The organism is Pseudomonas syringae, from assembly GCF_021606685.1.
GTDB lineage: Bacteria > Pseudomonadota > Gammaproteobacteria > Pseudomonadales > Pseudomonadaceae > Aquipseudomonas > Aquipseudomonas syringae_R.
Genome location: NZ_WKCB01000012.1, coordinates 57,816 through 83,684 on the forward strand (window position 1 = coordinate 57,816; position 25,869 = coordinate 83,684).

24 protein-coding genes and 1 pseudogene are annotated in these 25,869 nt (G+C 60.2%); 12 read left to right on the forward strand and 13 right to left on the reverse strand.

What is annotated here, in order from left to right; all coding sequences use genetic code 11:
• Positions 1-335: 335 nt before the first annotated feature.
• The 3 genes and pseudogenes from rsxB to metG all read right to left on the reverse strand — a co-directional run.
• Positions 336-701 (reverse strand): annotated as a pseudogene (rsxB, locus tag GIW02_RS27220) (electron transport complex subunit RsxB); the annotation flags it as partial.
• A 17-nt stretch (positions 702-718) separates the two neighbouring features.
• Complete coding sequence (locus GIW02_RS07490; protein WP_236415972.1) at positions 719-1,291, reverse strand: Rnf-Nqr domain containing protein; 573 nt, start codon at positions 1,289-1,291, stop codon at positions 719-721.
• Between the two features lie 413 nt (positions 1,292-1,704).
• Positions 1,705-3,756 (reverse strand): methionine--tRNA ligase, encoded by a 2,052-nt coding sequence (gene metG / locus GIW02_RS07495; RefSeq protein ID WP_236418381.1) that lies wholly within the window; start codon positions 3,754-3,756, stop codon positions 1,705-1,707.
• 171 nt (positions 3,757-3,927) lie between these two features.
• Here metG and apbC point away from each other — a divergent pair, with 171 nt between their 5' ends.
• Positions 3,928-5,022, forward strand: a complete 1,095-nt coding sequence (gene apbC / locus GIW02_RS07500) for an iron-sulfur cluster carrier protein ApbC (protein WP_236418380.1) — start codon at positions 3,928-3,930, stop codon at positions 5,020-5,022.
• A gap of 494 nt (positions 5,023-5,516) precedes the next feature.
• On the opposite strand, the gene fdxA is transcribed toward apbC, so the two are convergent.
• A complete protein-coding gene (gene fdxA, locus GIW02_RS07505; protein WP_003208688.1) occupies positions 5,517-5,840 on the reverse strand; it encodes a ferredoxin FdxA in 324 nt (107 codons plus the stop codon).
• A gap of 142 nt (positions 5,841-5,982) precedes the next feature.
• A complete protein-coding gene (gene mutS, locus GIW02_RS07510) occupies positions 5,983-8,574 on the reverse strand; it encodes a DNA mismatch repair protein MutS (protein ID WP_236418379.1) in 2,592 nt (863 codons plus the stop codon).
• A 197-nt stretch (positions 8,575-8,771) separates the two neighbouring features.
• On the opposite strand from mutS, the gene GIW02_RS07515 reads away from it, so the two are divergent.
• The 6 genes from GIW02_RS07515 (at position 8,772) to recX (ending at position 13,225) form a co-directional block, all read left to right on the forward strand.
• Positions 8,772-9,506 (forward strand): XRE family transcriptional regulator, encoded by a 735-nt coding sequence (locus GIW02_RS07515; protein ID WP_268935393.1) that lies wholly within the window; start codon positions 8,772-8,774, stop codon positions 9,504-9,506.
• Between the two features lie 594 nt (positions 9,507-10,100).
• Positions 10,101-10,445: a phage holin family protein gene (locus tag GIW02_RS07520; RefSeq protein ID WP_236418378.1), complete on the forward strand. Its 345-nt coding sequence runs from the start codon at positions 10,101-10,103 to the stop codon at positions 10,443-10,445.
• Positions 10,446-10,466: 21 nt separating this feature from the next.
• The gene (locus GIW02_RS07525; RefSeq protein WP_236418377.1) at positions 10,467-10,982 is read left to right on the forward strand and encodes a hypothetical protein; all 516 of its coding nucleotides are present in this window, start codon (positions 10,467-10,469) and stop codon (positions 10,980-10,982) included.
• A gap of 124 nt (positions 10,983-11,106) precedes the next feature.
• Positions 11,107-11,607 (forward strand): CinA family protein, encoded by a 501-nt coding sequence (locus GIW02_RS07530; RefSeq protein WP_236418376.1) that lies wholly within the window; start codon positions 11,107-11,109, stop codon positions 11,605-11,607.
• Between the two features lie 83 nt (positions 11,608-11,690).
• Positions 11,691-12,749 (forward strand): recombinase RecA, encoded by a 1,059-nt coding sequence (recA, locus tag GIW02_RS07535; RefSeq protein ID WP_003189042.1) that lies wholly within the window; start codon positions 11,691-11,693, stop codon positions 12,747-12,749.
• Between the two features lie 8 nt (positions 12,750-12,757).
• Positions 12,758-13,225 carry a recombination regulator RecX gene (gene recX / locus GIW02_RS07540; RefSeq protein WP_236419564.1) on the forward strand — a complete coding sequence of 156 codons (468 nt, stop codon included), beginning with the start codon at positions 12,758-12,760 and terminating at the stop codon, positions 13,223-13,225.
• Positions 13,226-13,364: 139 nt separating this feature from the next.
• On the opposite strand, the gene GIW02_RS07545 is transcribed toward recX, so the two are convergent.
• On the reverse strand, positions 13,365-14,477 hold the full coding sequence (locus GIW02_RS07545; protein WP_236419561.1) for an LOG family protein: 1,113 nt from the start codon (positions 14,475-14,477) through the stop codon (positions 13,365-13,367).
• Between the two features lie 374 nt (positions 14,478-14,851).
• Positions 14,852-15,292, reverse strand: coding sequence for a PA3611 family quorum-sensing-regulated virulence factor (locus GIW02_RS07550; protein ID WP_236419559.1), 441 nt, complete (start codon positions 15,290-15,292; stop codon positions 14,852-14,854).
• Between the two features lie 179 nt (positions 15,293-15,471).
• Here GIW02_RS07550 and GIW02_RS07555 point away from each other — a divergent pair, with 179 nt between their 5' ends.
• From GIW02_RS07555 to GIW02_RS07565, 3 genes are all read left to right on the forward strand, one after another.
• On the forward strand, positions 15,472-16,191 hold the full coding sequence (locus GIW02_RS07555; RefSeq protein ID WP_236419557.1) for a tRNA-uridine aminocarboxypropyltransferase: 720 nt from the start codon (positions 15,472-15,474) through the stop codon (positions 16,189-16,191).
• A gap of 252 nt (positions 16,192-16,443) precedes the next feature.
• Positions 16,444-17,094 (forward strand): response regulator transcription factor ErdR, encoded by a 651-nt coding sequence (erdR, locus tag GIW02_RS07560; protein WP_236419556.1) that lies wholly within the window; start codon positions 16,444-16,446, stop codon positions 17,092-17,094.
• Between the two features lie 75 nt (positions 17,095-17,169).
• Positions 17,170-17,532, forward strand: coding sequence for a diacylglycerol kinase (locus tag GIW02_RS07565; RefSeq protein ID WP_034096172.1), 363 nt, complete (start codon positions 17,170-17,172; stop codon positions 17,530-17,532).
• 3 nt (positions 17,533-17,535) lie between these two features.
• Here GIW02_RS07565 and GIW02_RS07570 read toward each other — a convergent pair whose 3' ends face one another.
• On the reverse strand, positions 17,536-18,462 hold the full coding sequence (locus GIW02_RS07570; RefSeq protein ID WP_236413741.1) for a LysR family transcriptional regulator: 927 nt from the start codon (positions 18,460-18,462) through the stop codon (positions 17,536-17,538).
• Between the two features lie 124 nt (positions 18,463-18,586).
• Here GIW02_RS07570 and fpr point away from each other — a divergent pair, with 124 nt between their 5' ends.
• Positions 18,587-19,366 carry a ferredoxin-NADP reductase gene (gene fpr / locus GIW02_RS07575; RefSeq protein WP_003189055.1) on the forward strand — a complete coding sequence of 260 codons (780 nt, stop codon included), beginning with the start codon at positions 18,587-18,589 and terminating at the stop codon, positions 19,364-19,366.
• Positions 19,367-19,513: 147 nt separating this feature from the next.
• Here the strand turns inward: fpr and tsaA are convergent, their stop codons facing one another.
• The 5 genes from tsaA to rimO form a co-directional block, all read right to left on the reverse strand.
• A complete protein-coding gene (gene tsaA, locus GIW02_RS07580) occupies positions 19,514-20,209 on the reverse strand; it encodes a tRNA (N6-threonylcarbamoyladenosine(37)-N6)-methyltransferase TrmO (protein ID WP_236413739.1) in 696 nt (231 codons plus the stop codon).
• Positions 20,210-20,212: 3 nt separating this feature from the next.
• Positions 20,213-20,674 carry a YehS family protein gene (locus GIW02_RS07585; RefSeq protein ID WP_032893248.1) on the reverse strand — a complete coding sequence of 154 codons (462 nt, stop codon included), beginning with the start codon at positions 20,672-20,674 and terminating at the stop codon, positions 20,213-20,215.
• Positions 20,675-20,741: 67 nt separating this feature from the next.
• A complete protein-coding gene (locus GIW02_RS07590) occupies positions 20,742-21,452 on the reverse strand; it encodes an rRNA pseudouridine synthase (protein ID WP_078047152.1) in 711 nt (236 codons plus the stop codon).
• A gap of 206 nt (positions 21,453-21,658) precedes the next feature.
• Complete coding sequence (locus GIW02_RS07595) at positions 21,659-22,126, reverse strand: GNAT family N-acetyltransferase (protein ID WP_236413737.1); 468 nt, start codon at positions 22,124-22,126, stop codon at positions 21,659-21,661.
• Positions 22,127-22,231: 105 nt separating this feature from the next.
• Positions 22,232-23,572: a 30S ribosomal protein S12 methylthiotransferase RimO gene (gene rimO / locus GIW02_RS07600; RefSeq protein ID WP_003231334.1), complete on the reverse strand. Its 1,341-nt coding sequence runs from the start codon at positions 23,570-23,572 to the stop codon at positions 22,232-22,234.
• Positions 23,573-23,861: 289 nt separating this feature from the next.
• Here rimO and GIW02_RS07605 point away from each other — a divergent pair, with 289 nt between their 5' ends.
• On the forward strand, positions 23,862-25,763 hold the full coding sequence (locus tag GIW02_RS07605; RefSeq protein WP_236421813.1) for a potassium transporter Kup: 1,902 nt from the start codon (positions 23,862-23,864) through the stop codon (positions 25,761-25,763).
• Positions 25,764-25,869 lie beyond the last annotated feature (106 nt).

The following is a 25,869-nucleotide window of genomic DNA, read 5'->3' on the forward strand; positions in this document are numbered from 1 at the left end:
ATGATCAGTTGCGACTGTTGCTCGAACGTGGGGGGATGACCAAACGCCTTCAAGGATTTGTGTAACTGCGCGCGACTCATCGCCAGGTTGATTTTGGCTTTCTTGATCGCCGCATCCAGGGCTGCCTGTTGGCTATCCTGCGGTGCCGCTTCGACCGCGGCTGTGCGCTTGGCCCGCGCTAGCCGTTCGGCGATCTTGTGTTCCTCTTCGCGTTGCAGGCGCGCGTGGCGTTGTTCAAAGCGCCGCCGTGCGCGGTCACGTTTGAGGTCGCGCGCGCGGCGCTCGGCATCATTGGCCGCCAGGCCGCCGACTATCGGCACTACCGTGGTCGGCGGGCGCATCTCGATGCAGTCGACCGGGCACGGTGCGACGCAGAGGTCGCAGCCCGTGCATTCGTCGACGATCACCGTGTGCATCAACTTGGCGGCCCCGACAATCGCATCCACCGGGCACGCCTGGATGCATTTGGTGCAGCCGATGCACTCGGCCTCGCGGATATACGCAACCTGCGCAGGCGCCTCGCCCCGGGTGGTGTCCAGAGCCAACACCGGCACGTTCAGCAAGTGCGCCAATCCATCGAGGGTTTCCTGCCCGCCCGGCGGGCACTTGTTGATCGCCTCGCCCTGGGCGATGCCCTCAGCGTAAGGTCTGCAGCCCGGGTGCCCGCATTTGCCGCATTGGGTCTGCGGTAGCAGTGCGTCGATACGTTGAATCAGGTTCATGCTTTGATCATTGCGTTGAAACCGAGGAAAGCCACCGCCATCAGCCCGGCGCTGATCAGCTCCACCGGCAGGCCGCGAAAGGGCAGGGGGATGTCATTGTCGGCGATGCGTTCGTGCAAGTCGCTGTACAGGCTCAATAGCAGCCAAAAACCCAGCCCGCTGCCAAGGCTCAGTGCGGTCATGTGGATCAAGCCCTGATCATCCTGAGTAGCCAGCAGCACCACGTCCAATAGGCCTGCGTTGCCCAGCAGCAAAAACCACAGGCCTTCCCACTGCATGGACGGTCGCAGGCGGGCAAGCAGGCGAAGTACGGGGCTGATCAACAAGGCGGTGAGCGGCAGGAACACGAACAGCCGCAGGGCGGTCAGCGCCAGTGGTTGCAATAAATAGTGGTCCAGCAGATAGCCCAGCACTCCACTCAGTAGCATCAGCAGCGTGGTGGCGAGCCCCAGGGCGTGCACCTGTTGGCGAGCAAGCGGGGCCAACACCGGGTCGACCGCCAGCGGCATCTGCAACACGAGGTTGCTGATGAGAGCAGCGCTGAGGAGGGTGAAGAGCATATCGGTCATGGGTATGCCGGCTGAGCGAACGGTATTTTGTAAGGGGTGGGCTTGTTGCAATGCCCCGGCCTGCGGTAGTGATCTGGCGTTTTGCCAGCGCTTTACCAGCGCATTACCAGCTATTTGCCAGCCATTGCCAGTTTGTTGCCAGCTTTGTGTGGCGAGCGGGCTTGCCCGCGCTGGGCTGCGTAGCGGCCCCAATAGGGCCACCGCAGTTTTTACAGTTGGAGCGGGGTGTCTGGTTTGGGGGCGCTGCGCGCCCCAACGCGGGCAAGCCCGCTCGCCACAACAGCCCCATTGGCCACAACAAGCCTACTGGCCACAACAACCCCATTGGCCACAAACAAACCGGCTAGCCACGACAAGCCTGGTTGCCAACAAGCCCGCTCGGCATTACCCGCCGGGCCACCACAGCCTGTCGCTTACTTGATGCGTTGACCCGGCTTGGCGCCGCTGTCAGGGCTCAGCAGGTAGATTTCTTCGCCACCAGGGCCGGCCGCCATCACCATGCCTTCGGAAATGCCGAATTTCATTTTCCGTGGCTTGAGGTTGGCGATCATCATGGTCAGGCGACCGTCGAGCTTGGACGGGTCCGGATACGCGCTCTTGATCCCGGAGAACACATTACGTTGCTCGCCGCCGAGGTCCAGGGTCAGGCGCAGCAGCTTGTCTGCGCCCTCAACGGCTTCGGCCTTGACGATCAGCGCAACGCGCAGGTCCACGGCGGCAAAGGCGTCGAAATCGATCTCCGCAGAGATCGGGTCCTTGGCCAGCTCACCGTTGCCGGCTGGCGCAGCCGAGCCGGTGTCGGTCTGGCTGGCGGCGAGGTCTTCTTTCGAAGCGTCGGTCATGGCCTGGACTTTTACCGGGTCGATGCGCGTCATCAGCGGCTTGAACGCATTCAACTGATGGTTGCTGAGCAGCGTCGCGTGGTCGTTCCAGGTCAGCGGCGCAACGTTGAGGAATGCCTCGGCATCGGCGGCCAGCAATGGCAGCACCGGCTTGAGGAAGATCACCAACTGGCGGAACAGGTTGACGCCCGTGGCGCAGATCGCCTGGACTTCAGCCTCCTTGCCTTCCTGCTTGTTCAGCGACCACGGTGCCTTGTCGGCGATCCAGGCGTTAGCGCGGTCGGCCAGGCCCATGATCTCGCGCATGGCGCGGGCAAAGTCACGGGCTTCATAGGCATCGGCGATGCTTGGCGCGGCGGCCAGGAAGGCTTCAGTCAGTTCCGGCGCGGCATTCTCGGCCACCAGCACACCGGCATTGCCCTTGTGGATGAACCCGGCGCAACGGCTGGCGATGTTGACGACTTTGCCCACGAGGTCCGAGTTGACCTTCTGTACGAAGTCTTCCAGGTTCAGGTCGAGGTCATCGACACCACGGCCCAGCTTGGAGGCGTAGTAGTAGCGCAGGTATTCCGGCGACAGATGGTCCAGGTAGGTGCGCGCCTTGATGAAGGTGCCACGGGACTTGGACATTTTCTGGCCGTTGACCGTCAGGTAGCCGTGCACCGCGATGCCGGTTGGCTTGCGGTAGCCCGAACCTTCGAGCATGGCCGGCCAGAACAGGGCGTGGAAGTTGACGATGTCCTTGCCGATGAAGTGGTACAGCTCGGCGGTGGAATCCTTGGCCCAGAACGCGTCGAAGTCCAGCTCAGGTGTGCGGTCACAGAGGTTCTTGAAGCTGGCCATGTAGCCGATCGGCGCGTCCAGCCACACATAGAAGTACTTGCCCGGCTCGCCGGGGATCTCGAAGCCGAAGTACGGCGCATCGCGGGAGATGTCCCACTGCTGCAGGCCGGCGTCTAGCCATTCGGCGATCTTGTTGGCCACGGCGTCCTGCAGGGTGCCGCTGCGGGTCCAGGTCTGCAGCATCTGCTGGAAGTCCGGGAGCTTGAAGAAGAAGTGCTGGGAATCCTTGAGCACCGGGGTGGCGCCGGAGATTGCCGACTTGGGGTCCTTCAAGTCAGTCGGTGCGTAGGTAGCACCGCATTTCTCGCAGTTGTCGCCGTATTGGTCTTCGGTGCCGCATTTCGGGCAGGTGCCCTTGATGAAGCGGTCGGCCAGGAACATTTTCTTTTCCGGGTCGAAATATTGGGTGATCGAACGCGTGGCGATGTGCCCGGCGTCCTTCAACCGCAGGTAGATCTGGCTCGACAGCTCACGGTTTTCGTCGGAGTGGGTCGAATGGAAGTTGTCGAAATCCACCAGGAACTCGGCAAAGTCGGCGCTGTGTTCAGCCTGCACATTGGCGATCAGTTGTTCCGGAGTGATCCCTTCCTTTTCGGCACGCAGCATGATGGCCGAACCGTGGGCGTCGTCCGCGCAGACATAAATGCATTGGTTGCCGCGATGCTTCTGGAAGCGCACCCACATATCGGTCTGGATGTACTCAAGCATATGGCCAAGATGGATAGAACCATTGGCATAGGGCAGGGCGCTGGTGACGAGGATCTTGCGTGGCTCGGACATGGGGCTCGGCTACTTGATGAAACGGAGGTCGGCCACTATAAAGCGCCGGGGAATTTATTTCACCCCGTGGCGTTGTTTCAGAACCTTCCCGATCTGCGAAAGCATGCCGCTATACCGCTGGAACGGTTAGGATAGCCGCCTGTTTTAGTCAGTCTTTTTCGGGAGTAGCCCATGAGCGCCGTCAATCGCGCAGCGGTGGAAGCCGTTCTTCGCCAGTACACCGACCCCTATTTGAACCAGGACCCGGTCAGTGCCGGTTGTGTACGCGCCATCGAGATCCAGGGTGATCAGGTGTCGGTCCACATGGAGCTGGGCTATGCCGCAGGTCTGTTCAAAAGTGGTTGGGCGCAGATGCTGCAAATGGCCATTGAAGGCCTCGACGGCGTGGCCTCGGCCAAGGTCGACATTCAGTGCGTGATCGCGCCGCACAAGGCCCAGGCGCAGATCCCGGGCCTGGCCAACGTCAAGAACGTGGTGGCGGTGGCGTCCGGCAAGGGCGGCGTGGGTAAATCCACGACTGCCGCCAACCTGGCCCTGGCCCTGGCGCGTGAAGGCGCGCGGGTCGGTATCCTCGACGCTGATATCTACGGCCCGAGCCAAGGTGTGATGTTTGGCATTGCCGAGGGCACGCGGCCCAAGGTCAAGGACCAGAAGTGGTTCGTGCCGATCGAGTCGATGGGTGTGGAGGTGATGTCCATGGCCTTCCTTACCGACGACAACACGCCGATGGTCTGGCGCGGCCCGATGGTCTCGGGCGCGTTGCTGCAACTGGTCACCCAGACCGCCTGGGGCGACCTGGATTACCTGGTCATCGATATGCCGCCCGGCACCGGTGACATCCAACTGACCCTGGCACAGAAAGTCCCGGTGGCCGGTTCCGTGATCGTGACCACGCCCCAGGACCTGGCGCTGCTCGACGCGAAGAAAGGCGTGGAGATGTTCCGCAAGGTCAATATCCCGGTGCTGGGTGTGGTCGAAAACATGGCGGTGCACATCTGCTCCAACTGCGGCCACGCCGAGCACCTGTTTGGCGAAGGTGGTGGCGAAAAGTTGGCGACCCAATACGGCGTTGAACTGCTGGCCTCGTTGCCGCTGTCCATGGTGATCCGCGAGCAGGCCGACGGCGGCAAGCCCACAGTGGCAGCCGAGCCGGATGGCCAGATTGCCATGATCTATCAGGAGCTGGCCCGCCATGTCGGTGCGCGGATCGTCCTGCAGGAAGCCGCTGCCCCGGCGATGCCGACCATCACGGTCAGCGACGACTGAGCGGCTCCGCCTAAGAAAAGCCTCGACCGTGTCGGGGCTTTTTTTTGCCGCAAGGGCGCTCGACGGGGCCCGGTTACGCTTTTACGTAATTGCGCGTGTAAGCATTCGCTTACTTTTTCGTAAGTGTTTGGGTTTTTTACCCGGCGGGGTCGTCTCGAACTGTTGAGAGAAATTTATAACCGATTGAAATATAACAATTATTTATATCGGTTTTAGCTTCGGTATCTGTTTTGAGTCTGGTTGGATCCCATTGAAGTTCCCCGGGAACTCTTTAACATCAGCCCTGTGTCCACGGATTGGCACGGCCATCAAGGAACGATGGTTTGAAGGAACGTCGCAGGATGCGATTCATCAGGACGATGAAAAGGAATACAGGGACTAGGGAAAAAATGTGGGCGGGTCATACCGCCCCTTTTTTTTGCCTGTAGAAAAGTGAAACCGGCCATCCAGAAACGCAAAAAGGCCCGCAAGGGGCCTTTTGGGAAGCGACGCTATCAGCGTTCGAGGTCTGCAATCTTACCTTTTTTGCCATCCCACTCCGCTGCGTCCGGCATCGGGTCTTTGCGCTCAGTGATATTCGGCCAGATTTCCGCCAGCTCGACGTTCAACTGAATAAATTCCTGCATCTCTGCCGGGACTTCGTCCTCGGAGAAAATAGCGACGGCCGGGCATTCCGGCTCACACAGGGCGCAGTCGATGCACTCATCCGGGTGGATTACCAGGAAATTCGGGCCTTCGTAGAAGCAGTCCACCGGACACACTTCGACGCAGTCGGTGTACTTGCACTTGATGCAGTTGTCGGTAACGACGAAGGTCATTTCTAATTTTCTCCTCAGGCGGCGGCAGCGAAACCCTTTGTGGCAGGGCTCGCGAGGTTCGGGAGCGATAGTCTGCAGGCCAGGCTAAAAGCCTGCAGCATCCCAAACCGCGCGAGAGTCTACCAGCTTGCACGCCTGTGCGTTATATCCGAACTTGCAGTGCATATAACATTTCTAACGCTTTACGCGGGGTCAAGCCGTCCAGGTCAAGCTTCGCCAACTCATCCAGCACCGGATGGGGCAGGCTGGCGAACAGGTCGCTCTGGTGCGGCGCGGCGGGTTTGCTGCTGGCTTTGGCCGGCCTGGCGACCACGGTTTCGTGGGGCAGGGCGGTGGTTTCCAAGCGGCTGAGGTGCTCGCGGGCGCGGCTGATCACCTCGTTCGGCACGCCGGCCAGTTGTGCCACGGCCAGGCCATAACTCTGGCTGGCCGGCCCCGGCAGCACGTGGTGCAGGAACACGATGCGCTCGTTGTGCTCGGTGGCATTCAGGTGCACGTTGGCCACCAGCGGCTCGTTTTCCGGTAGTACGGTGAGCTCGAAGTAGTGGGTGGCAAACAGCGTGTAGGCACGCAATTGCGCCAGACGCTCGGCCGCTGCCCACGCCAGGGACAGGCCGTCGAAGGTGCTGGTACCGCGGCCCACTTCGTCCATCAGCACCAGGCTGCGCTCGGTGGCATTGTGCAGGATGTTCGCGGTTTCGCTCATTTCCACCATAAAGGTCGAACGGCCACCGGCCAGGTCATCGCTGGAACCGATCCGCGTGAAAATCCGGTCTACCAGGGACAGCTCGCAGCTGGCCGCCGGCACAAAGCTGCCGATATGCGCCAGCAATACGATCAATGCGGTCTGCCGCATGTAGGTGGATTTACCGCCCATGTTCGGACCGGTGATCACCAACATGCGGGTATCGTCATCCAGCGACAGGTCGTTGGCGACGAACGGTGTGGTCAACACTTGTTCTACCACTGGGTGGCGACCCTGCACGATGCGCATGCACGGCTCGCTGACAAAGCGCGGGCAGTTCAGGTCAAGGTTCAGCGCACGCTCGGCGAGGTTGCTCAGTACATCCAGCTCGGCCAGGGCGCCGGCGGTGTCCTGCAGCGGCGCCAATTGGCTGATCAGGTCTTCGAGCAAGGCCTCGTAGAGCATTTTTTCCCGCGCCAGGGCGCGGCTTTTGGCCGATAGCGCCTTGTCTTCGAACTCTTTCAGCTCAGGCGTGATAAAGCGCTCGGCACCTTTAAGGGTTTGACGACGCTGATAATCAATCGGTGCCGACTCCGCCTGCTTGCTCGGCAGCTCAATAAAGTAGCCATGTACACGGTTGTAGCCGACCTTGAGGTTGGCCAGGCCGGTGCGCGCTTTTTCGCGGGCTTCCAGATCGATCAGGAACTGCCCGGCGTTTTCGCTCAGGGACTGCAGCTCATCCAGTTCGCTGTCGTAACCGGTCTTCAGCACGCCGCCGTCACGGATGATCGCGGGCGGGTTGTCGATGATGGCTTTTTCCAGCAGCGCTGCCAGTTCCGGGTAGGTCCCGGCAGTCACGGCCAGCTGCTGCAGGTGCGGCGTGTCCAGTTCGGTCATCGCGGTTTGCAACTGCGGCAGGGCGCCAAGTGCATCGCGCAGGCGCGCGAGGTCACGCGGCCGCGCGTTGCGCAGGCCGATTCGCGCCAGGATGCGTTCGATATCGCCGATTTCCTTGAGCTGCGGTTGCAGCTTTTCAAAGCGATAGCCATCCAGCAGGCACGTGATGGACGTCTGACGCGCTTGCAGCACCGTCAAGTCGCGCAATGGACGGTTCAGCCAACGCGTCAGCAAACGGCTGCCCATGGCGGTCTGGCAACGGTCGACCACCGACTGCAAGGTGTTGTCACGGCCGCCGGCCAGGTTGGTGTCCAACTCCAGGTTGCGACGGCTGGCGCCATCGAGCACCACGGTGTCGTCCAGGCGCTCATGGCGCAGGCTGCGCAAGTGCGGCAGGGCGGTGCGCTGGGTTTCCTTGGCATAGCCAAGCAAACAACCGGCGGCGCCGATGGCCAGGGTCAGGGTTTCGCAACCAAAGCCTTTGAGGTCCTGCACCGAAAACTGCTGGCACAGACTTTTCAGCGCCGAGTCACGTTCGAAATCCCACGGCGCGCGACGTTTGGTCCCACGGCGTTTTTCCGCCGGCAGATCTTTGGGCCAATCATCCGGAATCAACAGCTCCACCGGATTGATGCGCTCCAGCTCCGCGAGCAGATTCTCCCAGCCCTTGATCTCCAGCACGCTGAAATTGCCGCTGGTGATATCCAGTACCGACAGGCCGAACAAACGCTCATCGCCCAGCACCGCGGCGATCAGGTTATCGCGGCGCTCATCGAGCAACGCCTCATCACTCACCGTGCCCGGCGTGATAATGCGCACCACCTGGCGCTCCACTGGGCCTTTGCTCGTCGCCGGGTCACCGATCTGCTCGCAGATCACCACCGACTCGCCCAGCTTCACCAGCTTGACCAGATAACCTTCCAACGAATGGTAAGGAATCCCACACATCGGAATCGACTGCCCCGCCGACTGCCCGCGCGCGGTCAGGGTGATGTCGAGCAACTTGGCGGCCTTCTTCGCGTCTTCGTAGAAGATCTCGTAGAAGTCGCCCATGCGATAGAACATCAACTGATCAGGGTGCTGGTTTTTCAGGCGCCAGTACTGCTGCATCATCGGCGTGTGGGAGGACAGATCGGACGTGTTTTTACTCATTGGATAGTAGGCAAATTCGTTGAAAGTGATGGGGCAAAGGGGGCGCTTGGCCCAGCATTTTTTGCGATGGCGGCAAGGTTAACACGCGAGGTCGGGGGTTCGCAGGTCGCAAACGGATAGGTACAGGGCATGGCAAATGCATAAAATATGCAAATTAGCATTTGCCAACCCCAAAAACTGCCGTCACTATCGCCGTTATGCAAAAACGCAACGTTTCTATCGTATTAAGAGAGCTGCTGGACCGCGACCGGATCTCCCCCACGGAGCTTCACCGGCGTACCGGCGTGCCTCAATCCACGCTGTCGCGGATCCTCGGCGGCAAGATCGTTGATCCGTCGGACAAGCACATCTCGCGCATAGCCGAGTATTTCCGCGTGAGCACCGACCAGTTGCGCGGACGCGCGGCGCTGGGCGCTTTGCGCGATGACGGGCGCGACCCGATGCATTCGGAACTCAAGGACATAAGCCTGTGGGACGACGACACGCCCGTTAATGATGACGAGGTGTCGATCCCCTTTCTGCGCGAGGTTGAATTGGCTGCTGGATCAGGAAGATTCGTCATCGAGGAAAGCGAAAAGGCCAGCTTGCGTTTCGGCAAGCGCAGCCTGCGACATAACGGTGTGCAGTTCGACCAGGCCAAGTGTGTGACGGTGCGCGGCAACAGTATGTTGCCGGTGCTGCGTGATGGCGCGACGGTCGGGGTGAATGCGGGCAAGAGTGGGATCGGTGACATCGTGGATGGTGATTTATATGCCATCAATCACAATGGCCAGCTGCGCGTTAAACAGCTCTATCGCCTGCCTTCCGGGATTCGCCTGCGCAGTTTCAACCGCGATGAGCACCCGGACGAGGACTACAGCTTCCAGGATATCCAGGACGAGCAGATCAGCATCCTCGGTCATGTGTTCTGGTGGGGCATGTACGCTCGTTAACCTCCCCGCGTAAGACAAAGCCCGCCAATGCGCGGGCTTTTTTTCGCCTGTGGAAAATCGGTAAACCCCTGACCCGCAAGGAGTAAAATGCATAAATGCATTTGTTGGTGGAAAATAAATGCATTGATGCATTGACTGTATATGCATACATGCATATTCTTCATCTCAAGCCAGCCAAACAAGGCGGGTGGAGGCGGCAAGGATGCTGCTTAGGAAGACAAGGAAGGCACGCGACATCGGCAAGGACGCCATCAGAGCGATGGCAGGGAAGCCAGGCAACACCGGCAAGGATGCCGACGCTCTTTAGTTTCAATGCTTCAAAAAAGGCAGCAATGAACCGGCCTGATAACGGTTCAGAGGGTTGGCAACTGACCCGGGTGTGCAGCGTAAAACACCACAAGCAGTTATCCGGCAGACAAGGATCGTGGTCGGAAAAACATCGAGGAAAGGTCCGTACCGCGCCAGTAGCGCCGAAAGACCGAGGACATCATTACTGAAAAGCCCGGGCAATCGGGCTTTTTGGAATGCCTACCTACCCATGGATTCACCCAAGAGCCGGCCCTTCGCCGGCAGTGCTCAGCCAGGAGGCGTGACATGACAAACGAGCAGCAAGCGTTAGCGGAACTGCCTATCTGGCTGGTGATCGTACTGGCCCTGATCGGTGGGGTGTCTGGGGAAATGTGGCGCGCCGACAAGGAGGGCGCCCGCGGTTGGTCGCTGGTACGGCGCCTGGCGCTGCGGTCCGGCGCGTGCATGGTCTGCGGCGTCTCGGCATTGATGCTGTGCTACGCCGCCGGCATGTCGATCTGGACCGCGGGCGCCATCGGCTGCCTCACGGCCATGGCCGGCGCGGACGTGGCAATCGGCCTTTATGAACGCTGGGCGGCCAAGCGTATCGGGGTCAACGACCCCCCGACCTCTCGCCCGGACCAGCAGTAACCGCTGCAAGGATGCAAGCACATGGCCCTTCTCGAAAAACCTTCCCAACTGCAGGTGGCGATTGCGGACGCGCTGAAGAGCGCGTTCCCACACCTGCGCGTAGGCAATCACCATGACTTCCCGGGCATGGGTGATAACACCGGAATCTCGGTCAGCGTCGAGCGCAGTGGTCCAGGCGTTCGCTCCCTTGCAGGGGGCAAAGCGCATGCCTGGTCGGTTTCGCTCAAGGCCATGGTTGCCAGCGGCTCAGCGCCCTTTAATGCCTGCGGCCTTGCCAGCCAGATGATGGACCTAGCCCTGGATAACCGCTGGGGCCTGGCGCCTGACCAGTGCGGCCGGCCGACGATGATCGTCGCGGCACCTTGCGCGCCCATTGGGGCGGAAACGGACTACGACATTTGGACTGTTTCCTTCATTCAAAACTTCTTTCTAAGACCGTCGCTGTTCGAACGTCCCACAGGCATGCCGCTGTTTGCCTGCGCTTGGGGAGTGTCGAATATCGACGACGCCGGCCAATATCGCCCGTTGCAGGAGTAGTCCATGTTGGATGCACCGTTACACCTGTAATTGGGGCCGTTAACCTCTTGTGCCAGTCTGTCGCTTGCATGCGCGATTTGCTCCTGTAGGGTAGGCAAACCCCCGCCCCTATCTGGAGATGACCGTGAAGGAAATCACTCAACTTGCCGCTGATCTGGGCCGCCGCTTGCAGGTGCTCAATGCGCACGTCACCACTGCCGAATCCTGCACCGGCGGCGGTATCGCCGAAGCCATCACGCGGATTCCGGGGAGTTCTGCCTGGTTCGAGGCGGGGTATGTCACCTATTCCAATCGCCAGAAGACCCGGCAGTTGAATGTGCCGCAGGCGTTGTTTCCAAAAGTCGGCGCTGTCAGCCAGGAAGTAGTGGAAGCCATGGTTCGCGGCGCGCAGGAAAAAAGCCTGGCGCGCTTTGCCGTGGCGGTCAGCGGCGTGGCAGGCCCCGATGGCGGTTCGCCGGACAAGCCGGTGGGCACTGTATGGTTGGCCTTTGGCGTAGGCGACGAGGTCACGGCGGAGTTACAGCACTTCACCGGCAACCGCGACGAGGTCCGTCGACAAACGGTGAAGGCTGCGCTGGAGGGGTTGTTGCGACGAGCTGCAGCAGAAATAGACAATCAGGGGTAGGCGATCTCCGATCTTTGTGGAACAATACTGTCTACTTATACAGGTGTTGGCCGTCAGGCCTTATTGATTACGTGAGGACTTTAATGGACGACAACAAGAAGAAAGCCTTGGCTGCGGCCCTGGGTCAGATCGAACGTCAATTCGGCAAGGGTGCCGTAATGCGTATGGGCGATCACGACCGTCAGGCGATCCCGGCTATTTCCACTGGCTCTCTGGGTCTGGACATCGCACTCGGCATTGGCGGCCTGCCAAAAGGCCGTATCGTTGAAATCTACGGTCCTGAATCTTCCGGTAAAACCACCCTGACCCTGTCGGTGATTGCCCAGGCGCAAAAAATGGGCGCCACCTGCGCGTTCGTCGACGCCGAGCACGCCCTCGACCCTGAATACGCCGGCAAACTGGGTGTCAACGTTGACGACCTGCTGGTTTCCCAGCCGGACACCGGTGAGCAAGCCCTGGAAATCACCGACATGCTGGTGCGTTCCAACGCCATCGATGTGATCGTGGTCGACTCCGTGGCTGCCCTGGTACCCAAGGCTGAAATCGAAGGCGAAATGGGTGACATGCACGTGGGCCTGCAAGCCCGTCTGATGTCCCAGGCGCTGCGTAAAATCACCGGTAACATCAAGAACGCGAACTGCCTGGTGATCTTCATCAACCAGATCCGTATGAAGATCGGCGTGATGTTCGGCAGCCCGGAAACCACCACCGGTGGTAACGCGCTCAAGTTTTACGCGTCGGTCCGTCTCGACATCCGCCGTACCGGCGCGGTGAAGGAAGGCGACGAGGTGGTTGGTAGCGAAACCCGCGTTAAAGTCGTGAAGAACAAAGTAGCTCCGCCTTTCCGTCAGGCCGAATTCCAGATTCTCTACGGCAAGGGTATCTACCTGAACGGCGAGATGATCGACCTGGGCGTGTTGCACGGTTTCGTCGAGAAGTCCGGTGCCTGGTATGCCTACAACGGCAGCAAGATCGGCCAAGGTAAGGCCAACTCGGCCAAGTTCCTGGCGGACAACCCGGATATCGCCGCTACGCTTGAGAAGCAGATTCGCGACAAGCTGCTGACCGCAGCACCAGACGTGAAGGCTGCTGCCAACCGCGAGCCGGTTGAAGAAGTAGAAGAAGCCGACACTGATATCTGAACCAAGCGATGACTGTTGTACTGGATACACTCGTCGCCGTTCGGCGCACTGCGATGGACTTGCTCGCTCGCCGCGAGCATGGTCGAGTCGAGCTGACGCGTAAACTGCGTCAGCGCGGTGCGGACCCCGAGATGATCGACACTGCCCTTGACCGTTTGACGGAAGAAGGGTTGCTGTCGGAGTCCCGTTATCTCGAAAGTTTTGTGTCCTACCGAGCCCGCTCGGGCTATGGCCCGGCGCGGATTCGTGAAGAGCTGAGCCAGCGCGGCCTGCAACGCGCCGATATTGACCTTGCCTTGCGAGAGTGTGGTATCAGTTGGCAGGCGCAGTTGGAAGACACTTGGCGGCGCAAGTTTGCTGGCCATCTACCCATTGATGCCAGGGAACGTGCGAAGCAAGGCCGCTTTCTGAGCTATCGCGGGTTTTCGATGGAGATGATCAGTCGCCTATTGAGTGGTCGGAGCATGGACGACTGAGCAGGCGCGCGCTAATGCGGCGAGAGAGCTGGCTTCCGCTGGGCTGAGTAGCGGCCCAATCGTGTTAGCACCGGTCTACCGCAACACCACAAAAAAGCCCCACTATGAAAATAGTGGGGCTTTTTTTTTACCTAAAAATTCACGCCGGTTCCGGCGCCACGCGCTGCTGTGCTTTGCCCTGAGCCTGTGCCCAGTTCTCGGGCAAGTTGATGTAGTCCACCAATTCCCGCAGTCGGCCTTGATCCCGGCCATTGAAGTTGAACACCAAGCGCGTCAAATGGCTGAACCTCGGCTCATCATGCTCCTCCCCCGTATAGGCGAGTTGCTGGAACTCCCCACTCAGCCGCAGGCTGGCAAATTCGACTTGCAAGTGGGCCAGAGCGCGATCACTGAGCGGGTGATTCATGCGCACCACAAACTGGCGTTTCAACCAGCGCGTGGAATGGAAGTTGGCATAAAACTGGTTGATCTCCTCCACCGCTTCTTCAGCGCTGTACACCAGCCGCACGAGCTTGAGGTCGGTGGGCAATATGTAGCGATTGGCCTCCAGCTGGCTGCGAATGAAGTCTAGTGCGCCTTGCCAGAAACCACCCCCTGGCGCATCCAGCAATACCACGGGTACCAGCGGACTCTTGCCGGTCTGGATCAGGGTCAGCACTTCCAGTGCTTCATCCAGGGTGCCGAAACCGCCGGGGCACAACACTAGCGCATCGGCTTCTTTGACGAAAAACAGCTTGCGAGTGAAGAAAAAATGGAAAGACAGCAGGTTCTCGGTGCCATCAATGGTCGGGTTGGCATGCTGTTCAAATGGCAGGGTAATGTTGAAGCCCAGGCTGTGTTCCAGGCCCGCGCCTTCGTGCGCCGCTGCCATGATGCCGCCGCCGCCGCCGGTGATCACCATCAGGTCCGAGCGCGCCAGGGCGGCGCCCACTTCACGGGCCAGTGCATACAGCGGGCTTTCCACGGGCGTACGTGCAGAGCCAAATACCGTGACTTTGCGTCGGCCCTTGAATTGCTCCAACACACGGAACGCGTGGTCCAGTTCGCGGATGGCCTGCAAGGTAATCTTGGCGTTCCAACGGTTACGGTCGTCCTGGGCCATGCGTAGCACGGTGAGGATCATGTCGCGATACAGGGGGATATTCGGGCTGTCAGGGGCGATCAGCTGGAGTTGGGCTTCGACCTCTTGCGTGAGGTCGGCGCCGTCTTTTTCAAAATGCTGGAGCAGGCTGTCATTCGGTTCGTAAGGCATTCAACGTCTCCTTCTTCACAGAGGCTGGGCCGACGGCGAGAGATTCGTTCGGCCACGACACTGCATGTGTCGTTGCATGCCCAAGGCATAGCACCTGGTTGCCAGGCGGCAAAGCGCGCTCTGTATGTTCCTTGTGATTTAAAAAACCATTGCACTGCAACTCGCAGGAGGGCAACCCTCTTTTGCCCTGAAATTGTTACAGAACGGCGTGGAAACCGTTGTGAACGCGAGGTTGGGATGAGCTGATCATGGGCCGAAAAACCCTTGGCTGGCAACCGCTTATTGGTCATGCGACACGGCGATCAGCAGCAGGGGTAATTGAAGCGGGGGGAGGGCGCGCCACTGGGCAGCAGCGCGCGGAGGTCAAACGGTGCTTACTTTTTCTTCTTCGCCGCAGCCGGTGCCGGGCAGTCCGCTTCGACAAACTTGACCGACGCCACCGGGCGGTTGGTCTTGTTCTCGGTGATTTCGTAACGCATCACTGCGCCCTTGGCCATCAGCTCGCGGTAACCTTTGTTCAGGCACACGCTCTGACCCAGCTGGAAATACACAGCCTTGGGGTTGGCGCGCATCTGTTCGGCGCGGTCGGACATGACGCTCAGGTGATCGATCAGTTGCATGCCCTCAACGGTGTAAGCAACTTCCAGGGTTTTTTCGTCGATTTCACGTGGCAGGTCCTTGTTGCTTTCCGCCGCGACGCTTTGCAGCTTCTTGTTCATTTGAGCCTCCAGCAGCGAGGCCGCCTGGGCGCCCACGGGCAGAACCAGCGCAAGGGCGACGGATGGGGCAGCAAGGCGCAGCATGGAACGCAGCATGAAACTCTCCTGATTCGGTTACTGGTGCATAGACCAGCCACTGCGCTGTGCGTTCAGTGGCGCGCGATTATAGGTGACGGCTTGCCACTACAGCCAGGCGTATCGCTGGTAAACTGCGGCCACTTCAGCCTTCCACGAGTTTTTTACGTGTCGAGTTACCTCTCCCTGCGGCGCCTCCGATGAGCCACGCCGTTTCCCGCCTGCGTACCCAACGTTTGGCTCGCGCCGTGCGGCCCTTTCTCAATCGGGGCTCGCGTGCCGAACGCTGCCCTGGCTGCCGCGTGATCCCTGAGTATTGCCTGTGTGCCTGGCGCCCTCAGGTCGAGGCCAGGTCTGCCATGTGCCTGCTGATGCATGACGTCGAGCCGATGAAACCCAGCAACACCGGCTGGCTGATCGCCGATGTGATCGACGACACCACGGCCTTTGCCTGGTCGCGTACCGAGGTCGACCCGGACTTGCTCACCTTGCTGGCCGACCCGCAGTGGCAGCCTTACATCGTGTTCCCCGGTGAATTCGTTGCGCCCGAGCGCGTGGTCAGCGAAGTGACGGTGAATGAGGGCAAGCGCCCGTTGTTCATCCTGCTGGACGGCACCTGGAGTGAAGCGCGCAAGATGTTCCGCAAAAGCCCCTATCTTGAGCACTTGCCGGTCTTGAGCCTGGCGCCCGAGCAGCTCTCGCGCTACAAACTGCGCCGCTCCAAACGCGATGACCATTTCTGCACCGCCGAAGTCGCGGCGCTGTGCCTGGAGTTGGCCGACGATGGCGCGGCCAGTGAAGTGCTGGACGCCTACCTTGATGTATTCAGCACCCATTATCTGGCTGCCAAGTTCCAGTTGCCGCTGGCCTCGACAGACATCGTCCATACTCGTCTTGCGCCCTATATAGCGGCGGTATAGCCAGACGACGTTTGCATGATGGCACCCAACACTGGCAACTCGCTAAAATGCCCACGGGCGTAGTGCTTGACCCCCCAGGCTACGCTGGGCATGCTGGGCGCCGATTGGGGTGCAAGCGTGAATTTTCGACGTCGTTTCCAGTGCTTTTGGCGTTGAGCGTACCCTGTGGTGATGGCTGCCTGGCCGTTGCCTTGTGTATTGGCGAACCCTGAACCCATCAGGGCTGCCATAAAAAACAGGATCATTTAATCGATGGCCACATACGAAATCCTGATAGCCGACGACCATCCGCTGTTTCGCAGTGCGCTGCATCAAGCGGTAACCCTGGGCCTCGGCCCGGACGTGCGGCTGGTCGAAGTGGCCAGCATTGCCGAGTTGGAAGCCCGTCTTACCGAAAAATCCGACTGGGACCTGGTGCTGCTCGACCTGAACATGCCGGGTGCCTATGGTTTTTCGGGCCTGGTTTTGCTGCGCGGGCAGTACCCACAGATCCCCGTGGTGATGGTTTCGGCCCAGGAAGAAGCCGACGTGGTGGTGCGCTCCAAGGAGTTTGGCGCCAGTGGCTTCATTCCCAAGTCCAGCGCGATGGAAGATATCCAGAAGGCGGTGCGCACCGTGCTGGATGGTGACGTGTCCTGGCCGCCGCAAGCGTTTGAAGAAGTCAACGTCTCCGACGAAGCCAAGGCTGCGCGTGATGGCCTGGCCAGCCTGACACCCCAGCAGTTCCGGGTGCTGACCATGGTGTGCGAAGGGTTGCTGAACAAGCAGATTGCCTACGAGCTGAGCGTGTCGGAAGCGACCATCAAGGCCCACGTGACGGCGATCTTCCGCAAGCTGGGCGTGCGCACGCGCACCCAGGCCGCGCTGTTGTTGCAACAACTTGAGTCAATTTCCCAGCATTAAGCTGTTACCTGTTCACGCTTTTTTGACTTTGCGTGATCTAGTTTTCCCACTCTTTCAGTTCAGTTGACTACGTCTATGTCGCCTTTCAAGGGTCAAACCGGTATCAAACGTATCTTCAATGCAGGGGGTTACTCCCTGGATGGCTTGCGCGCGGCGTTCACGGGCGAGGCGGCGTTCCGTCAGTTGGTGTTGCTCAACGTTATCCTGATCCCGCTGAGCTTTTTCCTGAGTGTCAGCCGGGTCGAGCGTGCGTTGCTGATCGCCGTGTGCCTGCTGGCGTTGATCGTCGAGTTGCTCAATTCGGCGGTAGAAGCGGCCATCGACCGTATTTCCCTGGACCGTCACCCACTGTCCAAGAATGCCAAGGACATGGGCAGCGCCGCTCAATTTGTGGCGCTGACCATGATCACCCTGGTGTGGGCCGTGATCCTGATCTAAGGCTCAGGCGATGCTCGGCAGCACGATTTCGTCGCTGCGCTGAACCCCGGCGGTGAAGGTGCGGCACAGTTCCAGGAACTCGCGCATGGCCGAGGTCTGGTACTTCTGTTTATGCCAGATGAAATAGAACTGCCGGGCCAGGTCCAGGTCCGGGGTTTCCACCGGCACCAGGCTGCCACGGCGGAACGCGTCGCGCAGCGCCAGCCGGGAAATACAGCCAATCCCCAGCCCCGACTCCACCGCCCGCTTGATCGCCTCGGTGTGTTCAAGCTCCAGGCGAATGTTCAGCGAGCTGCGGTGATGGCGCATGGCCTGATCAAAGGTCAGGCGGGTGCCGGAGCCTTGCTCGCGCAGGATCCACGCTTCATGGGTCAGCTCTTCCAGGGTGGCCACGCCGCGCTTGGCCAGGTGATGCTGCGGCGCGCAGAACACCACCAGTTCGTCTTCGACCCAGGTTTGTACCTCGATGTCCGGGTGGCTGCAGTCGCCTTCGATTAGACCCAGGTCAATTTCGTAATGCGCAACCTGGTGCACGATATTCGCCGTGTTCTGCACATGCAGTTTCACCTGGCTCTCGGGGTGCTGCTGCATGAAGCTGCCGATCAGCAGGGTGGCCAGGTAGTTGCCGATGGTCAGGGTGGCGCCGACCGCCAGGGAGCCGAAGCCAGACTTGCCGTTGAGCAGGTCTTCGATTTCCTTGGCCTGGTCCAACAGCGCCACCGCCTGGGGCAACAGCTGGTGACCAAGGGCGTTGAGGCTCAGGCGTTTACCGGCTCGGTCGAACAATTGGCAGCTGGATTGGCGCTCCAGCTCGGTGATCGAGGTGCTGGCGGCGGATTGAGATAAGGCCAGAAGGCCAGCAGCGCGCGAGACGCTTTCCTGCTGGGCGACGGCGACGAATACTTGCAGTTGACGGAGAGTAAATCGCATATCGATATAACCGATAACCCTTATCTTAATAATCCAGTTAACAGATATTGTCGCCGCCATTAGAATGCTGTGCAATTGCGCACCTCATCTTTGGCGCAGACCCATTTCCAGGAGTCCCCCGTACATGAGCAACATGAACCACGAGCGTGTCCTCAGTGTTCATCACTGGAACGACACTCTGTTCAGCTTCAAGTGCACCCGCGATCCGGGCCTGCGCTTCGAGAACGGTCAGTTCGTGATGATCGGCCTGCAACAGCCTAACGGCCGCCCGCTCATGCGCGCTTACTCCATTGCCAGCCCGAACTGGGAAGAGCATCTGGAGTTCTTCAGCATCAAGGTGCCCGATGGCCCGCTGACTTCCCAATTGCAGCACTTGAAGGAAGGCGACGAGATCATCATCAGCAAAAAACCGACAGGCACCCTGGTGCTTGACGATTTGAAGCCGGGCAAGCATCTGTACCTGCTCAGCACCGGTACTGGCCTTGCTCCATTCATGAGCGTGATCCAGGACCCGGAAACCTACGAGCGTTTCGAAAAAGTGATCCTGTGCCACGGCGTGCGTTACGTCAACGAAGTCGCTTACCGCGAATTCATCACCGAGCACCTGCCGCAGAACGAATTCTTCGGCGAGGCGCTGCGTGACAAGTTGATCTACTACCCAACCGTGACCCGCGAGCCGTTCGAAAACGAAGGCCGCCTGACCGACCTGATGCGCAGCGGCAAGCTGTTCAGCGACATCGGCCTGCCGCCGATCAACCCCGAGGACGACCGCGCCATGCTGTGCGGCAGCCCGAGCATGTTGGACGAAACCAGCGAAGTGTTGAACAGCTTCGGTCTGAAAGTTTCGCCTCGTATGCGTGAGCCGGGTGATTACTTGATCGAGCGTGCGTTCGTCGAGAAGTAAGACAGTCTGGCCATGTGCTGACTTTGCAACACAGTAGATCCAAATGTGGGAGGGGGCTTGCTCCCGATAGCGGTTGTACATTCAACATCTCTGTTGACTGACACACTGCAATCGGGAGCAAGCCCCCTCCCACATTTGGTTTGCGGTTTATCCCGCCGGAACCACTTCCAGCACACAAATCATCCCGGCCTCGGGATAGTGCCAACGCACATCCACATCCCAGAACTGCGCACCGTATTCGCGTTCAGGCCCCGGCGTCTGATACGCCGGCCGTGGGTCCTGTGCCAGGCACTGATCAATCAACGCTACCAACGGCTCGCCAAGGCGCTGAGCATGGCCTTGTGCCTGTTGCAGCGCAGTCTTGAGCCACTGCACCGGAATCAGCTGCGGCGCGCCACTGGCGATGCTGTTGGTGGCCGTGTCGATAATGTCGGCATACGGCACGTACGGCTTGATATCCAACACCGGTGTGCCATCGAGCAGATCAATCCCGGATATCCACAGCCGGCCCGGCTCTACCTTGTCCAGCTTCACTACTGACTGGCCGATGCCGTTGGGCCGGTGGGTCGCGCGGGTGGCAAATACGCCCATGGACGCGTTGCCGCCCAGGCGGGGCGGGCGCACTTTCAGGCGGGGCTTGTCTTCCAGCGCCTGATGGAACAGAAACAACAGCCACACATGGCTGACCTGTTCCAGACCCTGCACCGCCTCACCCCCGTCGAACGGCGCCACCAACTCCAGCACGCCGCGGGCGGCGGGCGCCAGTTGCGGTTGGCGTGGGATGGCGAACTTCTCCTTGAAGCAGGAGCGCACGAAGCCGACGGGGGAGACGTTGTAGCTCATGGCTTACGCGCGAACCCGCAGGGTCAGGCCCTTGAGGAAGTTGCGCAGCAACTGGTCGCCACAGGTGCGGTAGTTGGTGTGGCCGAACTTGCGGAACAGCGCGCTCAGCTCAGGCTTGGACACCGGGAACTCGGCGGCCTTGAGGATGGCGTGCATGTCGTCTTCCTTGAGTTCGAAGGCCACGCGCAGCTTTTTCAGGATGATGTTGTTGGTCACCGGGGTTTCGATCGGCTGCGGCGGACGGCTTTCGTCCTTGCCGCGCTTGAAGATCACCAGGCCATCGAGGAAGTGCGCCATCACCTCGTCCGGGCAAAACACAAAACCTTCTTCCTCATCTTTCTTGAGGTAGGTCAGCAGGTCGTCCTTGGTCACGTCCATGCCACCGAGCTTGATGATCTCGACCATCTTGTTGTCGCTGATGTCGAGCATGTAGCGCACGCTGCGTAGTACGTCGTTGTGAATCATGGTGGGCAATCCTGGTATTCAACTGAGGACACCGCCCATCAGGCGGTGTCGAGAAAAGGGGAGCGGCTTAGAACTTCTCTTTGCCGGACAGGTAACGCCATTGGCCCACGGGCACCTTGCCGATGGACACGCCGCCGATGCGGATGCGGCGGATGGCGATGACTTTCAAGCCGACCGCTTCGCAGAACAGCGCGATCACACCTGGCTGCGGGTTTTTCATCGCAAAGCGCAGGCGGTTTTCGTTCTGCCAGCTGGCTTTGACCGCCGGCAGCTCTTTGCCTTTGTAGGTCAGGCCGTGGTTCAGGCGGTTAAGGCCATGGGCAACCATGTCGCCTTCGACCTCCACCACGTATTCCTGCTCGATCTTGGCGGCATCGGCCGTCAACTTGCGCAGGATTTTCCAATCCTGAGTGAACACCAACAGGCCGCTGGCCTTGGCTTGCAGGTCGGCGCTGGCGGTCAGGCGCAGGAAATGGCCCTTGAGCGGGCGCTTGCCGAAGCGGTGTTCTTCAGACAGCGTTTCGGCGCTGATCGAGGCCATCGCTGTCTCGGCGTCCACGCCAGCGGGGGCGTGCAGCAGGATGGTCACCGGCTCCGGTGCGGTGGCCTTGGCCTCGGGGTCGAGTTCGACCTTTTGGGTGGTGACCTTGAACTGCGGCTCGTCGATCACTTCACCGTCCACCGAGACCCAGCCGCCTTCGATAAACAGCTCAGCCTCCCGACGGGAGCAACCGACCAGTTCGATAAGGCGTTTGGAGAGGCGTATGGGGTCAGTCATGACAAGGGCCGTAACAAAAGGGGGCGGCTATTGTACCTGCCTGGCGCCGGTTAATCCCGGCTCCATTTCAGTGCCGTAGCTTTATCGGTAGGTACAGGGTTCAAAATGTGGGAGCGGGCTTGCTCGCGAAAGCGATAGACCAGGCAGCCCATCAGGTGGCTGACACACCGCCTTCGCGAGCAAGCGCCATATTTGTTCGGTGTGTGTCAGCCACTGCGCAGATGCTGTTGGCGCACCCGCAGATGCAATAACGGGTACGGCTGGCCCAGGCCATCATGCTCGGTGCGCCCGATCACCTCGAAGCCTTGCTTGAAGTAAAAGCCCAGCGCCTGCGGATTCTGTTCGTTGACGTCCAGCGCGTCGGCGTTCATGTGTTCGATCGCATACCCAAGCAATTGGCGGCCCAGGCCCTGGCCGCGGTGCTGCGGGTCGATGAACAGCATCTCGACCTTGCCCGCCGCGACCCCGGCAAAGCCGGTGATACGTTGGCGCGCATCCTTGGTGCAGATCAGCATCACGGCATCCAGGTAGCGGGTCAGCACCAGATTTTTCAGCAGCACAATGTAACTGTCCGGCAGAAAATCATGCGTGGCGCGTACCGAAGCCTCCCAGATTCGCGCCAGTTCGGCGTAGTCGCTGGTTTTAGGTGTGTGGATGACCGAATGCTGACGCATGCCCGCTGCCCCTTGCCGATGATTGGCGTCGATGAGCAAAACGATAGACCTAAAAAAGCCCCGCATCTTGTCCAGAAGCAGGGCTTTTTCAAATTTTTACACCGATCAGTCGCGCTTTTCAGCCCACAGGTCGTATTCGTCGGCGTCGGTCACGGTGCACCAGACCTTGTCGCCCGGCTTCAAGCCGCTGGCATCGTCGATAAACACGTTACCGTCGATTTCCGGCGCATCGAAGAAGCAACGGCCGACCGCGCCTTGCTCGTCGACTTCGTCGATCAGCACTTCGATTTCCTTGCCGATGCGCAGTTGCAGGCGCGCCGAGCTGATCGCCTGCTGGTGCGCCATGAAACGCTCCCAACGGTCCTGCTTGACGTCGTCCGGCACTACGGCCAGGTCCAGCAGGTTGGCCGGAGCACCTTCCACCGGCGAGTACTGGAAGCAACCCACGCGGTCCAGCTGCGCTTCGGTCAGCCAGTCCAGCAGGTACTGGAAGTCTTCTTCGGTTTCGCCAGGGAAGCCGACGATGAACGTGGAGCGGATGATCAGCTCGGGGCAGATCTCGCGCCAGTTCTTGATGCGCGCCAGGGTCTTGTCTTCGAAGGCCGGGCGTTTCATGGCCTTGAGCACTTTTGGGCTGGCGTGCTGGAACGGGATGTCCAGGTACGGCAGGATCTTGCCGGCGGCCATCAGCGGGATCAGCTCGTCCACGTGCGGGTACGGGTAAACGTAGTGCAGGCGCACCCACACACCCAGGCTGCTGAGGGCTTCGCACAGCTCGGTCATGCGGGTTTTCACCGGCGCGCCGTTCCAGAAACCGGTGCGGTATTTCACGTCGACGCCGTAGGCGCTGGTGTCCTGGGAGATCACCAACAGCTCTTTGACGCCGGATTTGACCAGGCGCTGGGCCTCGTCCAGTACGTCACCGACCGGGCGGCTGACGAGTTTGCCGCGCATCGACGGGATGATGCAGAAGCTGCAGCTGTGGTTGCAGCCTTCGGAAATCTTCAGGTAGGCATAGTGGCGCGGGGTCAGCTTGATGCCTTGCGGCGGCACCAGGTCGATCAGCGGGTTGTGGTCCTGACGCGGCGGCACTACCTCGTGCACGGCGTTGACCACCTGCTCGTACTGCTGCGGGCCGGTCACGGCCAGCACGCTTGGGTGCACGTTGCGGATATTGCCTTCTTCCACGCCCATGCAGCCGGTCACGATGACCTTGCCGTTTTCCTTGATGGCTTCGCCGATCACTTCCAGCGACTCCGCCTTGGCCGAGTCGATGAAGCCGCAGGTGTTGACCACCACCACGTCGGCGTCCTGGTAGGTGGACACCACGTCATAACCTTCCATGCGCAGTTGGGTCAGGATGCGTTCGGAGTCGACCAGGGCCTTTGGGCAACCCAGGGAAACAAAGCCAACCTTGGGGTTGGCCTTTGCGATGGTGGTGGACATGTCTAACCTCGGTATTGAATGACGCCGCCAGTCGGGCACGACAGGGCTGCGGACGGGCGCTTGGTGCGCCTCTGATCAAAAAGTGCGCAATTCTAGCGACGGGCAACGCACTTGACCAGCTTTATGCAGGGAAATGCGACGAGTGCTGCGCTATGCTTCGCGCCGTTGCGCACGGGTAAAACTCCTGGGTCAATAAAACGTCTGTTACGAGAAGTAAAACAGCGCATGCTAGGGTCAGCTTAGACGCGTTGTTTATAAAAGACCGCAGGTCAAAGGGCAGGAGTGGTTGATGGGTCACGCGAGTAGTCAGGCAGCAGGTGCCGAGCAGTCAAACGCCAAGCCGATTGGCATGCTGGTGGCAGCGGTCGGGGTGGTGTATGGCGATATCGGCACCAGCCCGCTCTACACCCTTAAAGAGGTGTTCAACGGCGGTTATGGGGTGCAGGTCAACCATGACGGGGTATTGGGGATCCTGGCGCTGATCTTCTGGTCGCTGATCTGGGTGGTATCGATCAAATACATGCTGTTCGTACTGCGCGCCGACAACCAGGGCGAAGGCGGCATCATGGCCCTCACGGCGCTGGCGCGACGCGCGGCGGGTGAGCGCAGGAAGCTGCGCAGTTTTCTGGTGGTGTGCGGCCTGTGTGGCGCGGCGCTGTTCTATGGCGACAGTATGATCACGCCGGCGATTTCCGTGTTGTCGGCGGTGGAAGGCCTGGAACTGGCCTTCGACGGCCTGGAAAAATGGGTGGTGCCCATCGCCCTGGTGGTGCTGGTGGCGCTGTTCCTGATCCAGAAACACGGCACCGATCGCATCGGCAAGCTGTTCGGGCCGGTGATGGTCACCTGGTTCCTGGTGTTGGGCGGCCTCGGTGTGTATGGCATCACCCTGCACCCTGAAGTGCTCCAGGCGATGAACCCGATGTGGGCCGTGCGCTTCTTCGAGGCGCACCCCGGCATTGGCGTGGCCATCCTGGGCGCGGTGGTGCTGGCGTTGACCGGAGCCGAGGCGCTGTATGCCGACATGGGTCACTTCGGCCGCAAACCCATCGCGCGTGCCTGGTTCATCCTGGTGCTGCCGGCGCTGGTGCTCAACTATTTCGGCCAGGGCGCCATGCTGCTGGGCGACCCGGAAGCCGCGCGCAACCCGTTCTACCTGCTGGCGCCGAGCTGGGCGCTGATCCCCCTGGTAGTGTTGTCGACCCTGGCCACGGTGATTGCCTCCCAGGCGGTGATTTCCGGGGCGTTCTCGTTGACGCGCCAGGCGATCCAGTTGGGTTATATCCCGCGCATGCACATTCAGCACACCTCCAGCGCCGAACAGGGCCAGATCTACATTGGCGCGGTGAACTGGTCGCTGATGGTCGGTGTGATCCTGCTGGTGCTGGGCTTCGAGTCCTCCAATGCCCTGGCGTCGGCCTACGGCGTGGCGGTGACCGGGACCATGCTGATGACCACTATCCTGGTGTCGGCCGTGATGCTGCTGCTGTGGAAGTGGCCACCGGTGCTGGCCGTGCCGGTGCTGGTCTGCTGCTTGTTGGTAGACGGCCTGTACTTTGCGGCCAACGTGCCCAAGATCATCCAGGGTGGTGCCTTCCCGGTATTGGCGGGGATCGTGCTGTTTGTGTTGATGACCACCTGGAAACGCGGCAAGCAATTGCTGGTGGAGCGCCTCGACGAAGGCGGTCTGCCGCTGCCGATCTTTATCAGCAGTATCCGCGTGCAGCCGCCCCATCGCGTGCAGGGCACCGCGGTGTTCCTCACTGCTCGCCCGGACGCTGTGCCTCATGCGTTGTTGCACAACCTGCTGCATAACCAGGTGCTGCATGAGCAAGTGGTGCTGCTGACGGTGGTGTACGAAGACATCCCGCGTGTGCCGGCTGCGCGGCGTTTTGAGGTGGATTCCTACGGAGAAGGGTTCTTCCGGGTGATCCTGCACTTCGGCTTTACCGACGAGCCGGACGTGCCTGAGGCGTTGAAGTTGTGCCACCTGGATGACCTGGATTTCAGCCCGATGCGCACCACGTATTTCCTCAGCCGTGAAACCGTGATCGCCTCGCGCATCAAGGGCATGGCCCGTTGGCGCGAGGCCTTGTTCGCCTTCATGTTGAAGAATGCCAACGGTAACCTGCGCTTCTTCAAGCTCCCGGTAAACCGGGTGATCGAGCTGGGTACCCAGGTCGAAATGTAAACCTGTGCAGCACGGGGGCCGGCAATCGGCTCCCGCTTTGCTTCTGAACCCTGTGCAATCGGTTGTTGTCGACTAGGCTCTAAGCACTGTTTGAATAGTGCCCACA